The organism is Streptococcus tangpeifui (genome assembly GCF_011038795.1).
Classification (GTDB): Bacteria; Bacillota; Bacilli; order Lactobacillales; family Streptococcaceae; genus Streptococcus; species Streptococcus tangpeifui.
In genome coordinates this window covers 52881-65076 of the sequence record NZ_JAAKDU010000012.1, presented here as the reverse complement: position 1 = coordinate 65076, position 12196 = coordinate 52881, and the positions used below count along the sequence as shown (strand labels likewise).

Genomic DNA, 12196 nt, shown 5'->3' with positions numbered 1-12196 from the left:
CTTATTCTGAATTTTTAGCACAGAAAAAGACTACTAGGGACGAGCTAGTAGTCTAAATATAATTTTTTTCGCTTTGATTATATCATAGGGAGGGAATTTTTGCATTCTTTGTAGTTTTCGTATAAAAACTCGTCCAGCATTCCTGTTTTAAAATTAATTCTTGGCGCAGCGGTTAGCTGGTTTTCCTTTTGCCACAAGGTCAAAGTGAAAAATCTAAATGAATGTAACGAACACATTCATCTTATTGCCAACCTCAAAGGGTCCCCTCAGACTTTTTGACCTGTGGGGGTAGAAAGGTTTCCCCAGACCTTTTTAATCGGGAATAAAGCTTGCAAAGCAAGTATCAAAAACGCTCTTCTCCCCCAGAGACCGTTTCAGGTCACCACCTTGAAAACTAGGGCGTGGAGAGAACCAAATTTTCAATTTTTGGTTCTCTCCACACCCTTTTTCTATGCTATTTTATATCGGTTAATTGACCTGATAATACGCCAACAGCTTAAAAGCCGATTCAACAAAGTAATGGACAGCAACAGACAGGGCTTCGTCTTTGACAACAAAGTCATCGTGGTGCCAGTCGGGTGCCTCTGCTTCACCATTGGAGCCAATAAGGGCAAAGACACCGGGAATCCGTTCCTGATAGGCCGCAAAGTCCTCTCCACCAGTCGATGGCAGGGTTTCAACCACTTCTGCAAAAGATTTGGAATGCTCAATGATTAGCGGTGTAATAGTTTTATCATTGAAAGTCACTTTAGGCGAATTCCCCCATTTGATAGCTACCTGAGCACCAAATTGTTCGGCAGTCGTATACACTACCCGCTCAAATTTTTCAATAACATCCAAGCGAACTTGGGGGGCAAACGTTCGTATAGTCCCTTCAAAGAAACCCTTGGCTGGCAGAACATTCCAAGTCGTTCCAACATCAATATGGGTAACAGACAGAACAGCTGAGTCAAAGGGAGAGACTGTTCTAGCAACAATAGCTTGGAGATTATTGACCATAGTCGTTACCGCTAAAACTGTATCCACACCCAAATCCGGCCGTGCGGCATGGGAGGAGACTCCCTCAACAGTCACTTCAAACTGTTCGACACCTGCCATGATGGCACCCGTTTTTAAGCCCAGCTGACCGGGCTTAAGATGAGGATAATTATGATAGCCAATGATGGCCGAAACATCATCGAGGCCGCCAGCCTCAATCACCTGATAGGCGCCTTGGAAGTTTTCCTCAGCTGGTTGAAAGATCAGACGAACAGTCCCCTTCAATTCATTTTCACGCTTCTTCAAGATTTCTGCTGCTCCCAATAGGCTGGTCTGATGGAAATCATGACCGCAGGCGTGCATGGCACCATTGTCACTGGCATAACCGAGACCAGTATTTTCCTGAATCGGCAGGGCATCAATATCTGCCCGCAGAGCAATAATGGGGTGACCAGAACCAATCTCAGCAATCAAACCCGTTTTCAGAGGATAATTCAGCGCTTCAATCCCCAAATCTGCCAGATAGGATTTGAGAAAGGCTGTTGTCTCATACTCCTGTTCCGAAATTTCTGGGTGAGCATGGATATAATGGCGGGTCTGGGCTAATTTTTCATAAAAATCTGATGACATAAAATCCTCCTTCAATAATATTGGATGACCGACAGCCTCGAAAAACCTTGCATGTCTGGAACAGTCTGCTTGACTGTACTTACCTAATCAATATCAATTAAAAATTTTTGCTCTGGCGTTTTTGACAGATAGTGCCGATTGTGTGGTTGAGACCACTGAGCATCGAAATCTATATCATCAGCAAAGCGGGAGTTAAAATCGACAAAAAGCTTCTCCTTCTTGGTATCCCAGCCACGCGCAATATCGTGAAAATAGGTATTGTTCTTAAAAGCTGGGATTTCATACAAATCTCTTGCATAACCCCAGATATTTGGATAATCAACAATCCGATGCTTGATTGGACCTAAATTGCGATAATAATGGGTATCAAAGCGCGCCAGAGTCACATAGAGACGGACATCCGAATCGGTGACATAATCGCCAAAAAGAAAACGCTGGGTGGCCAACCGCTTTTCAATAATGTCCAGTGTATTAAAAAAGTCATCAAAAGCCTCTTGATAGGCCACCAAGGATTGGGCAAACATCATTCGATAGACCCCATTGTTAACAAAGGGAAAAAGGACCTGATCATTAAAGTTATTGATAGCGTCTCTCAAGGATTCTGGATAGAGATTAGGCGCATCTGGCTTTTGGAACGGCTTGAAAGCCACTTCAAAATAGTTGGTCAAGCGATGATAGTCGTTATTGACGACTTCCTGCTTATCGACATCAATCAGGGCAGGAACTGTTGTCCGGCCCGCATAGTCAGGATCTGCCCGATAGTAAAATTCAGCCAGATACTCGGCACCAGTAACAGGATCTCTGCCATCAGCATCATAGGCGAATTCCCAGCCATACTTACGGCGGTCGGGATCGTCCGTGTGGCCGACTTGATTGATGGAGATAGCGTCCTCTAGGCCTAGGAGCTCACGAACAATTGACGCCCGATTGGACCAGTGACAGCCCCGAGCCCAGAAGAGACGGTATTTGCCAGCCTGTGCTTTCAAATCATCAGGACCATCACCAAAAGGGCGGGTGAAATGATTAGGCTGGCGCTGGAAGGCACCGCGCTCATCTATTTCTGACTTCGTTTCAACTGGACGAATTTTTAGAGTAACGGGTTTGATTGGTTTCGTATGTTGTGTCATAGGTATAGCCTCTTTTTCTAACGGTAACGTCTGATCGCACGATCCTGTGGTTTTAGCCACTCCGTCGTATCTGGTCCTTTGGGAAGAATCTGATGCGGATTGTCAATAGCACTGAGATGGTAATGCTTTTTAATATGGTCGAAATGGGTGGTTTCCTTAAAAGCAGGCTGACTGTACAAGTCTCTAGCATAGGCCCAGAGGTTAGGAAAATCAATCAATCGATTGCGATTGCAGCGAAAGCCGTTGTAATAAGCAGCATCAAAGCGAGCTAGGCTGACATAGAGGCGAATATCTGTGTCTCTAATCTGATCACCAAACAAGAATCGAGAATGGCTCAGGCGTTCTTCTAAGTCATCCAACCGTTCGAAAAGTCGGTCATAAGCCGCTTCGTAAGCAACCTGGCTGCCCGCGAAGCCCGCCTTATAGACACCATTATTGATATCATGAAAAATCACTTCATTGAGAGTGTCAATCTCACTTGCCAGCTCAGTCGGATAGAGGCCTGGAGCCCCCTCCTTGTGCAAAGGCCGCCAGTCAGTCTCCCAAATCTTGAGCAGTTTGTAAAAGTCGTTATTGACCAATTGCCCAGTTTGTAAATCAACTAGGGCTGGCACCGTAAAACGTCCCTGATAGTTAGGGTCTGTCCTCAAGTATATCTCACTCAGATAGTGAATCCCTAAGACAGGATCCTTACCATCAGGATCTAAGGTGAAAGCCCAGTCCGTCCGCTTAACATCTGTCGGCCGAATAGGATCTACGACTCCGACACTGACAGCATCTTCCAAACCCAGTAACTTGAGCGCAATCAACTGCCTATGGGCCCAAGGGCAAGCATAAGAGACCAACAGCCGATAACGATTTTTCTCGACAGGTAACTGATCTGGTCCAATGCCAAAAGGTCTGGTAAACTGAGTCTTTTGACGGTGGAAATTTCCCTCTTTATCAACTTCTTTAGCAACAAAACTAGTTGGCATAGGCTTCCCTCCTGGGAATTTCTGGAATTTGACCAACCAAGGACTCAGGTACATCCTGACCGTAGCCCATGGCCTGCAATTCTTGGAAAGTGAAGGCCAGCCAAGTCTGGTCTAAGATTTCTCCACCATGTTGTTTTAAATATTTTTTTAAAAGCGGCATCCTAATACCTCCCCACTTCACTTTCAAAACGGTAGCCTTCGGGTAAAAAGAAGCCCTCATCTTCCATCCACTGACGGCCTTCCGGACTGCTGTGTTCAAAATGCGCAAAGGCCGTCTTGTTGCGGCGAAAGCCATATTTTTCATAGAGCTTGAGGGTCTGCGGATGAGTGTATAGGATGACATTGATACCTTGGAGGCGCTCCAAAAGTCCTGTAATAATGGCATGTCCTACCCCTTGGCCCTGATAATCGGGAGCAACAGCCACGTTATAGATGGCCCCTTGAGAAACAAAGTCCGTAAGCGCTCGGCCGACGCCAATCACCTTTTGACCGTCCTTTATAAAGATGGTAATATCGCTGTTTTTAAAAGCTTTTTCATGCTCTTGGCTGCCCGATTGACTGAGACCAGCACTTTGCAGGACAGCTGTCACTTGGCCGTAGTCAACTGATTGAGGATCGGTTTCAATCTGATAGTTAAATGTCATACCAAACGCCTCCTACTTGTAGCTGGGTGAGTAGTCTTCACCGAAATATTTTTGATTAATCTTTTTCGAAGTACCGTCTTTAATGACCTCCTTGATAGCCTTGTTGACATCCTTTTGCAGCTGTTTTTGATCCTTAGCAAAGACAAAATAACTATAAGGTTCGGCCAGCAGCTCCTTTTGCAGGGAACCAGTGACAGGTTTACCGACCAGCTTGAGTCCCAATTCTTTTTGATAGTACTCAAACATTGGTTTATCCATAAGCAAGAAATCGTACTTGCCAGATTCAACGCCTTGCAGCTGGCTTGATAAATCCTCCTCGCTGTAGTTTAGATTAATCCTCTTGTCAGGATGCTTCTTGTTAAAATCTTCGATAGCCGTTGAGGTATTAACACCCGTAGCTCCCACCGTTGAATGGCCAGCCAGATCATCCCAAGAATCAGCCTGCTTAGCCTCTTTACTGTCGGACTTGTAGATAACCACATAAGCATTCTTGAACATAGGGTCGGAAAAGAGATAGTTCTTCTGCCGCTCTGAATTCTTGGCAATATTATTAACCCCCATCTGATAGCGGCCAGAATTAAGACCAGAGAAGATTGAATCAAATTCCGTCTTCTCGAGTTTTAGCTTGTATTGGGGCAACTTTTTAAAAACTGCCTTGAGCAGTTCGATATTCTGCCCTGTCAGCTGGTCCTTGTCATCAGTATAAGTAAAAGGTTTGGGACCGCCAGAGGTTGCTACAGTCACTGTCGTCTGCTTGACTGCCTGCTTATGGTGGTTGACTCCCTTTAGGGAAAATATGCTAAGCAACAGCCCTAAAACAATCAAAACCGCTATAGCGATTGTCCACTTCTTTTTCCTTGTCATCCTAACACCAACTTCCTAAGCAATGATTTCCCCTATCTTACCGCAATCTAACAGACTTGAAAAATCACTCTTTTTTATAGTGAGCCATAAAAAAACTTTATAGATACAGGAGCTTCCTAATCATGATTTTTGATGTAAGATAGTAGATAAAATTCAACAAGTTTGACTTGGGGATAGCCACTGCCATCAAGACCTTCTGTTCAGAGTCCGATTGCGTAATATCCCCCTAAAGTCGGACCTAGCCATAATTTAGGGAGGACGCTATGCCAAATTGGAAAACCTTACTAGAAAGCTATAAAGAAAACTTTTTGCGGGATTTAGCAGGATTGATTGCCATTCCATCTGTCAAAGACGCTGCCAGTGCTGATGAGAGTGCTCCTTTCGGTCAATCAGTCAAAGATGCTTTAACCTACATGATGGCCCTGGGAGAACGGGACGGCTTTAAGACGAAAATCATAGATAATGTCGCTGGCCATCTGGAAGTCGGTCAAGGGCAGACGATTTTTGGTATCCTCTCCCACTTAGATGTCGTCCCAATTCAAGAAAACGACTGGCAAACAGCCCCTTTCAATCTGACCCAAAAAGATGGTTGGCTCTACGGCCGCGGAGTTTCTGATGATAAGGGCCCCACCCTAGCGGCCTATTATGCCTTAAAAATGATTCTCGACGCTGGTTTATCACTCAACCAGCGGATTCGCCTCATCTACGGAACCGATGAGGAAAACGACTGGGACGGTGTCAAGGTCTACTTTGCCAAGGAAGCTATGCCTGATTTTGGCTTCGTTCCCGATGCTATTTTTCCGCTGATTTATGCTGAAAAAGGTATCATCTCCTTTGATTTTCACAAGACCTATTCCGAACAGGCCCCTTCTTCCCTAATTTTTGAGTCTGGTCAGGCTTATAATGTTGTTCCGGATTGGGCTCAAGCCCGCCTGACCGGCCAGACAAATCTCCAGAATGATTTTCAAGCCTACCTCAAACGATTTAATCTTGAAGGAAGCTGGCAGCGCCAAGGCCAACAGCAAACGCTCAGTCTGAAAGGGCTGGCTGCCCACGGTGCTGGTCCTGATAAAGGTATCAATGCTGCCCTCTACTTAGCCCACTTCCTAAGAACCCTTCCTCTCGACCCATCTGCCAAGGATTATCTAGACTTCATTGTCAGCTACTTCTTTGCAGATAATAAGGGAGAGAAACTAGGAATCGCCTACAAGGATCAAGAATTGGGAGAAGTGACCGTTAACCCAGCTGTCTTCTCATTTGAAAAGGGACAAGCCCGAATCGGAGTCAATCTCAGGTATCCGCAATCCGTCATCTTTGCTTCTCTACAGGAAAAACTTAACCAGCTTGCCCAGCAAGCAGGCTTTGAAATACGCGAGAAAAGCCACCTTCTGCCAAGCTATACCGCTCTTGACGACCCTAGGATTCAGACTCTGCTTAATGTTTATCAGATGGAGACTGGCGACACCAGCCCAGCACTGGCCATTGGCGGCTCAACCTATGGCCGTCTCCTAAAAAACGGAGTCTCTTTTGGTCCCGCCTTTCCTTGGTCCATCCATACACTCCACCAGCCCAATGAAGGCATAAAATTAGAAGAGCTCTGGCAAGCTACCATTATTTATGCCAAAGCCCTCTACCGTCTCTGCACGGTTGAAGGCACTAAGATCAGGGCGGACTGAGATCTCCCTAACATCAGCACTCATCAAACTTCAAGTTGACCTAAGCCCATCAGCCTCAAAATCCAGCGCTAGCATCGCTAGCAGGACTGGACTGTCAAGCCAAAACCAGCCCCACACAGACAAAAACTGCCCGCTTCCTTCAATCCGGACAGTTTTTTTATTGAATATTCAGCTCATTTCAATTCAAAAATCCATGGTGGTTAAAAAGGTCTGAGAGACCTTTTTAACCAGGAAATGAAGCTTGCAAAGCAAGTGTCAAAAACGGTCTTGGGAGAGACCGTTTCAGGTCACCACCTTAAAACAGGACATGGTGAGAACCAAAATTTTCAATTTTGGAGTTGAGCCCACTCCCACGGCGGGAACTGGCAGACTATGTACAGTTTGTACAGTTCATTACTTAGACTTATTGGGGACGACTAAATCCTTACTGCTTGGAGCATAGTCGCCGCCTAAGAATTTCTTATTTAATCGATCCAATGTGCCATCCTTTTGCAAGGCTTTAATGCGTTTATTGACAAAGGCCTGTAAGTCTTTGTTATCACTGGTGAAGAGGTAATAAATATAGGGTTTTTCCGAAGATTTTAAATCAATCGTTTTGAGATTAGTGAGCCCCTGAGACTTGATAATACTATTGACGGATGGGGCATCGAAAATCTTGAAATCATACTTGCCATCGTTGAGCCCCGTCAGCATCTGGGTAATATTTTCTTCGCTGTACTTTAATTTAGCTGGGTTATCTGGATGCTTCTTATTAAAATCCTCCAGCTGACTGGCCCCCGTAGTTCCTTGAACAACAGGGCTGGTGTGGCCTCCGATATCATCGAAAGACTTGATCGCGCTGTCCTTAGGGACAACTAAAACCGAAGGAGTTGCAGCCGTTGGATAGGAATAGAGATACTTCTTGCCCCTCTCCTTAGTATAGCTGAGATTATTGCCGACAAAATCAAATTTGGCAGAATCCAGACCGGAGTAGATATTATCACCCTCAATCTGCTGAATTTTCAATCGATAGTCCTTAGACCCCTTGAAGATCTCTCTGGCTAACTCAACATCGAAACCAGTTAACTTGCCCTGTTTATTTTGATAAGAAAAGGGCCGAGTAGTCCCAACGGTCGCAAAGGTAACAGTCCTCTTCCCTGAGGAAGCTTTTGAGCAGCCGCTGACGATGAAAACCAATGATAGTCCCAGACCGACAAGTCCTAATAATTTTTTAAATCGCATAGAATACTCCTTCTTCTAATTCTTCAGCAAGATGACATGTGAAAATGGCTTAATCACCACACAGCCATCAAAAACCTTGCAAACGTGTCTGGATTGCTTTCCAAGCTAGAGTTCTTGGACAAAGTAATCAAATAGAGCCTGCTGGCTTGAGAGGCCACCATCCAATAAAAATTCTGGATGCCACTGGACACCGATGAGTTTGGTGTTATCATTGGACTCTACAGCTTCAATCACACCGTCTCCGCTCCAAGCTGTCGCTTCCAAATGGGAAGCCAAGTCTTTGATAGCCTGATGGTGAACTGAATTAACCAGACTGCCATCAGCCAGTAAGCGAGACAGACAGCTGCCCTCCTTAATCTCAATCGAATGGGCTAATTGGGTCGGGGGCTGACCAGCATGCTTGGGGATGTCTTGATAAAGACTGCCTCCCTGAGCAACATTGTAGAGCTGAAGACCGCGGCAGACTGCAAAGATGGGTTTAGCCTGACTCAGAGCCTCTTTGATTAGAGCTAGTTCCCAGCGATCCCGTTCGGGGAAATAATCCTGACTATCCGTCACCTTTTCCTCTCCGTATAATTCAGGACTAACATTCTGACCGCCTGTCAAAATCAGTTTATCAATAGCTGCAATGTAATCAGCAGCCAGCTCCTGCTCACTCATGGGGATGTAGAAAGGCAGGCCGCCAGCCCGCTTGACTCCGTCACCAAAATTTCTGGAGACATTCAGATGAATGATAGGCGAATCTGAGCTAATAGGCTTCTCATTGCTGCTAATTCCAATAATCGGACGTTTCCCCACAGCTACCTCCTTGAAAAATAAGTTTATGCTATCATCATACCCTAACCTGCCGGCTCTGCATAATCTATATTTTTTATGGTAAGTAATAACCTTATTTTATGGAGTGATAGTTATCTGGGAACATCTAAAAAACAAAGAAAATCAAAAATAAACAAGGCGGTGCAGGACAGGCAATATCTAGCGAAGGCAACAAGACTTCGTTTTGCTTATCAAAAGTATGCTTTACTTTAATAGCCTGAATGGCTAAAAGAACTTCAGCTTTTCCGCCATTTTTCCAATAAAAAACTTCTAGCAGAAAACCACTAGAAGGTCAATGTATCGTTGCAACTGAACGTCTTGAATTATCAGGTCGCAGGGAACCCAGAAGACCCTAGGAGGCGGCCAAATGATAGGGTTAGCTTCTGCGAAAGACTCTATCCTCTCTCGCTAACTAAATACAAGTAACACTGATCTAAAACTAGCCAATATCGGCTATATAAGTTTGGGTTCTATCAATGCTTGTGTATAGCTTAATTCAGCCTCAAGATTATCTTCTTGAGGCTTAGCCTTATTATCTTCTGAATACTGGTAAATCGTTTTACGCAAGGCTTTTGAGCACTCCCGAAAAACTTCATGCGGTTTCTTGTGATTGTAATGAGCTCTGGTATGAGTCGCCTCCATAATGAGAATCTTACTGGTAATCAAATGGTGTTCAATGGCGATTTGAACGGATTTATGGATTAATAAGTCAAGTAAGTGTCCATCTTTGATCCGAAGTTTCCGGAATTTTGTCAGAGAGGACGGTTCAATGACAGAATCCTCTAGGACTAAACCGAGAAAAACATTTAAAGGCCATATCTGAAGACGAGCGCTCCACCACATCGAAATCGAACAACTTATAAATGTCTTTTAATAAGAGATATTTAAACATCATGATTGGTAATTGCGTCCAAAGTCAAGACGATAGTTCTTTTCCAATTCATTATAAATAAAACTGAAATCACAGAGCTCCATTAATTGGCGTAAAAAAATGAGTCTTTGGAACAACGATATCATAGAGTTTGAAATAGGGACTAACTTCTAAAGTTAACTGATTATCAAGCATACAATCGCCTAAACTTTAGTATAGAAAAAAAGCCATCAATTGATGACTTTTTCAGTGGGCTCAACTATACCTCGTGGTTTGTTGTCTTTTTTACTCTACTAAAATTGCTAAGTATTCATCTAAACGTTCGTTGACGTACTTAGCAAACAAATCTTCCATGGTAGACACTTGACCTTTGGCATGAAAGTCATCAAAAGCTTTATAATAAGATAGACGATCTGTAAATTTAATATCAATCGGTGGCAATCCTGCTTTCATCAACTCAAGATTAACCAAAAGCCGGCCTGTTCGGCCGTTGCCATCAATAAAGGGATGGATACTTTCAAAATCGATATGAAATTTGGCTAGCTTGGTAATGATTGAGCTTGAATCCTTTTGATAATCTTGCAGAAGCCGCTCTATCTTAGGGCGTATCATATAAGGCGAAGTGGGTTCATTAGCAGCTCCCATGATTCTAACAGGAACTTTTCTATAGACACCTCTATCTTCCTTTTTATCTGACAGAACAAGGTAATGAATATCTTTAATGACTTGCTCCGTTAAGAGATGGTTTTCTGAAACCAGTGTTTGCACAAATTGAAAGGCTTCCTTGTGACCAATGGCCTCAAGGTGATCCTTCAAAGGTTTCTGATCAATGGTCAACCCTCTTAGCACCATATCGGTTTCCCGAAGGGTCAAGGTATTTCCTTCAATCGCATTAGAATTATAGGTGTACTCTACAAGAAATTCCTCATTTAGCCTATCTAGCTCACCACTAGTCAAAGGCCTCCTTGTTGCTAGGAGTGACTTTTTCTCTTCAATCACTGATAGTAAACTAGAAGCCTTTTTATAACGACCATCACTTGGCTGTGCTGCATCCGCTGGTATTCTCCAAATTTTCCCATCGCGATAAGCGCCTTCAATTTTCCCTTGAACACACAAGGTTCGCACGCGCCTATCAGAGATTCCCCAACGTTCAGCAGCTTCTTTTGTTGTAATGTACATCTGCTCTACCTCTTTTCTGACTTCAATTGTAGCATTTTCGGAACAATAGGTCTATTTGCGGAATAACATTAAGACATTTGCGGAACAATAGTGGCTTTTATGTTATCATCTAAAACTGCATGACGATATTCTCCACCAATATATTAGGGTATGGTTCTCCTTGTTGGTTTAAGTGTAGAACACTTTATAAATTCTGTCTAGTTTAGTGTAACCTATTCAATCCTACTTTCTTCTGTGATATATGGCTCCATGCTACACCTCTATTATTTCTTTTTATGATAAAACCTACATTTAATTTAACCCAATCTATCTTTCAGTTCTTATCTCTTCATGTGAACATACTTATTTTATGGTACAATAGAGACACTGTTATACAAGGAGGTGTGCTATGACCCTTGATGTAAATAAGGAAGAATTAACAATTTTAGGGATTCCTTTTGATAACTTTACAGATTTTGATACCGTCTGGTATGCCATTGGTTCATCAATGATTGAAAATTATGAACCGACTGTTCAAGATGTGATTGATTTAAAAGCTTATGTTATCAACAGGCGAAAGGAATTGAACCTTGGTTAAAAATCAATACGAAGGCTATGAGTACATTGACCCTAATAATCAATACACCTATCCAAATTCTACAGTCTTAATCAACAAACAAAACATTACAAATATTGAAGAAGCCTATCGAAACGAACATTTATTCGTTACTAGAAGGCTCGCAGACTTGCGATTAAAGACTATTGAGGTCAATTCTATTAGTGATATTTTAGCTATTCACAACTATTTGTTTCAAGATGTTTATTCTTGGGCAGGGCAATATCGTAGGGTTAATATTTCAAAAAGTGGTAATCCTTTTATGCCATTACAATCTTTTAACACCGCTGAAACCTATATGAACCAGCTTATTCATACCTATCATCAAACGGCTAATTCAAAAGATGAGATTATTAAACAATTAGCAAAAATCCTTGATAACCTTAATTATTTCCATCCTTTTCGAGAAGGTAACGGACGAACTCAACGAGAAGTTATTCGTTCTTTAGCACTATCAAAAGGATATTCGGCACAAATACGCGTTGAACAAGATGATGACATTTATAATCTTTATATGGACGGAACAGTCTATGGAGATTTAGGGAAGTTAGAAGAACTACTTGGTAAAATACTTGAAAAATTGTAAATTAGTTTGCTTTCTTATCTGCTGTTATATTTAAT

The 12196-nt window shown here is 43.0% G+C and carries 12 protein-coding genes and 1 pseudogene; 3 read left to right on the top strand and 10 right to left on the bottom strand.

Annotation, left to right across the window (positions count from 1 at the left end):
• Positions 1-468: 468 nt before the first annotated feature.
• The 6 genes from G7Y32_RS09070 to G7Y32_RS09045 all read right to left on the bottom strand — a co-directional run bounded on the left by G7Y32_RS09070 (position 469) and on the right by G7Y32_RS09045 (position 5217).
• The gene (locus tag G7Y32_RS09070; protein ID WP_165213078.1) at positions 469-1608 is read right to left on the bottom strand and encodes an amidohydrolase; all 1140 of its coding nucleotides are present in this window, start codon (positions 1606-1608) and stop codon (positions 469-471) included.
• 83 nt (positions 1609-1691) lie between these two features.
• The gene (locus tag G7Y32_RS09065) at positions 1692-2735 is read right to left on the bottom strand and encodes a glutathione S-transferase C-terminal domain-containing protein (RefSeq protein ID WP_165213076.1); all 1044 of its coding nucleotides are present in this window, start codon (positions 2733-2735) and stop codon (positions 1692-1694) included.
• Between the two features lie 17 nt (positions 2736-2752).
• Entirely contained in the window at positions 2753-3709 is a 957-nt protein-coding gene (locus tag G7Y32_RS09060) for a glutathione S-transferase family protein (protein WP_165213074.1), read from the bottom strand.
• Positions 3699-3869: a hypothetical protein gene (locus G7Y32_RS09055; RefSeq protein WP_165213072.1), complete on the bottom strand. Its 171-nt coding sequence runs from the start codon at positions 3867-3869 to the stop codon at positions 3699-3701. Before G7Y32_RS09055 ends, G7Y32_RS09060 begins: the two co-directional genes overlap by 11 nt.
• Position 3870: 1 nt before the next feature.
• The gene (locus G7Y32_RS09050) at positions 3871-4353 is read right to left on the bottom strand and encodes a GNAT family N-acetyltransferase (RefSeq protein WP_165213070.1); all 483 of its coding nucleotides are present in this window, start codon (positions 4351-4353) and stop codon (positions 3871-3873) included.
• 12 nt (positions 4354-4365) lie between these two features.
• Complete coding sequence (locus G7Y32_RS09045) at positions 4366-5217, bottom strand: transporter substrate-binding domain-containing protein (RefSeq protein WP_165213068.1); 852 nt, start codon at positions 5215-5217, stop codon at positions 4366-4368.
• 263 nt (positions 5218-5480) lie between these two features.
• On the opposite strand from G7Y32_RS09045, the gene pepV reads away from it, so the two are divergent.
• Positions 5481-6893, top strand: coding sequence for a dipeptidase PepV (pepV, locus tag G7Y32_RS09040; protein ID WP_165213066.1), 1413 nt, complete (start codon positions 5481-5483; stop codon positions 6891-6893).
• 393 nt (positions 6894-7286) lie between these two features.
• Here the strand turns inward: pepV and G7Y32_RS09035 are convergent, their stop codons facing one another.
• From G7Y32_RS09035 to G7Y32_RS09020, 4 genes and pseudogenes are all read right to left on the bottom strand, one after another.
• Positions 7287-8114: an amino acid ABC transporter substrate-binding protein gene (locus G7Y32_RS09035; RefSeq protein WP_165213064.1), complete on the bottom strand. Its 828-nt coding sequence runs from the start codon at positions 8112-8114 to the stop codon at positions 7287-7289.
• Positions 8115-8219: 105 nt separating this feature from the next.
• On the bottom strand, positions 8220-8912 hold the full coding sequence (locus G7Y32_RS09030) for a gamma-glutamyl-gamma-aminobutyrate hydrolase family protein (RefSeq protein ID WP_165213062.1): 693 nt from the start codon (positions 8910-8912) through the stop codon (positions 8220-8222).
• A gap of 489 nt (positions 8913-9401) precedes the next feature.
• A pseudogene (locus G7Y32_RS10560) lies at positions 9402-9996 on the bottom strand (transposase); the annotation flags it as partial.
• 90 nt (positions 9997-10086) lie between these two features.
• Complete coding sequence (locus G7Y32_RS09020) at positions 10087-10980, bottom strand: DNA-binding protein (protein ID WP_165213060.1); 894 nt, start codon at positions 10978-10980, stop codon at positions 10087-10089.
• Between the two features lie 388 nt (positions 10981-11368).
• Here G7Y32_RS09020 and G7Y32_RS09015 point away from each other — a divergent pair, with 388 nt between their 5' ends.
• Positions 11369-11557, top strand: a complete 189-nt coding sequence (locus tag G7Y32_RS09015) for a hypothetical protein (RefSeq protein WP_165213058.1) — start codon at positions 11369-11371, stop codon at positions 11555-11557.
• The gene (locus tag G7Y32_RS09010; protein ID WP_165213056.1) at positions 11550-12161 is read left to right on the top strand and encodes a Fic/DOC family protein; all 612 of its coding nucleotides are present in this window, start codon (positions 11550-11552) and stop codon (positions 12159-12161) included. Before G7Y32_RS09015 ends, G7Y32_RS09010 begins: the two co-directional genes overlap by 8 nt.
• The last annotated feature ends 35 nt before the right edge of the window (positions 12162-12196 follow it).

Bases quoted from the DNA above. Each gene is read 5' to 3' on its own strand.
- G7Y32_RS09050 (WP_165213070.1), bottom strand. From the start codon at position 4,353: ATGACATTTAACTATCAGATTGAAACCGATCCTCAATCAGTTGACTAC.
- G7Y32_RS09045 (WP_165213068.1), bottom strand. From the start codon at position 5,217: ATGACAAGGAAAAAGAAGTGGACAATCGCTATAGCGGTTTTGATTGTT.
- G7Y32_RS09020 (WP_165213060.1), bottom strand. From the start codon at position 10,980: ATGTACATTACAACAAAAGAAGCTGCTGAACGTTGGGGAATCTCTGAT.
- G7Y32_RS09065 (WP_165213076.1), bottom strand. From the start codon at position 2,735: ATGACACAACATACGAAACCAATCAAACCCGTTACTCTAAAAATTCGT.
- G7Y32_RS09060 (WP_165213074.1), bottom strand. From the start codon at position 3,709: ATGCCAACTAGTTTTGTTGCTAAAGAAGTTGATAAAGAGGGAAATTTC.
- G7Y32_RS09015 (WP_165213058.1), top strand. From the start codon at position 11,369: ATGACCCTTGATGTAAATAAGGAAGAATTAACAATTTTAGGGATTCCT.
- G7Y32_RS09035 (WP_165213064.1), bottom strand. From the start codon at position 8,114: ATGCGATTTAAAAAATTATTAGGACTTGTCGGTCTGGGACTATCATTG.
- G7Y32_RS09070 (WP_165213078.1), bottom strand. From the start codon at position 1,608: ATGTCATCAGATTTTTATGAAAAATTAGCCCAGACCCGCCATTATATC.
- pepV (WP_165213066.1), top strand. From the start codon at position 5,481: ATGCCAAATTGGAAAACCTTACTAGAAAGCTATAAAGAAAACTTTTTG.
- G7Y32_RS09055 (WP_165213072.1), bottom strand. From the start codon at position 3,869: ATGCCGCTTTTAAAAAAATATTTAAAACAACATGGTGGAGAAATCTTA.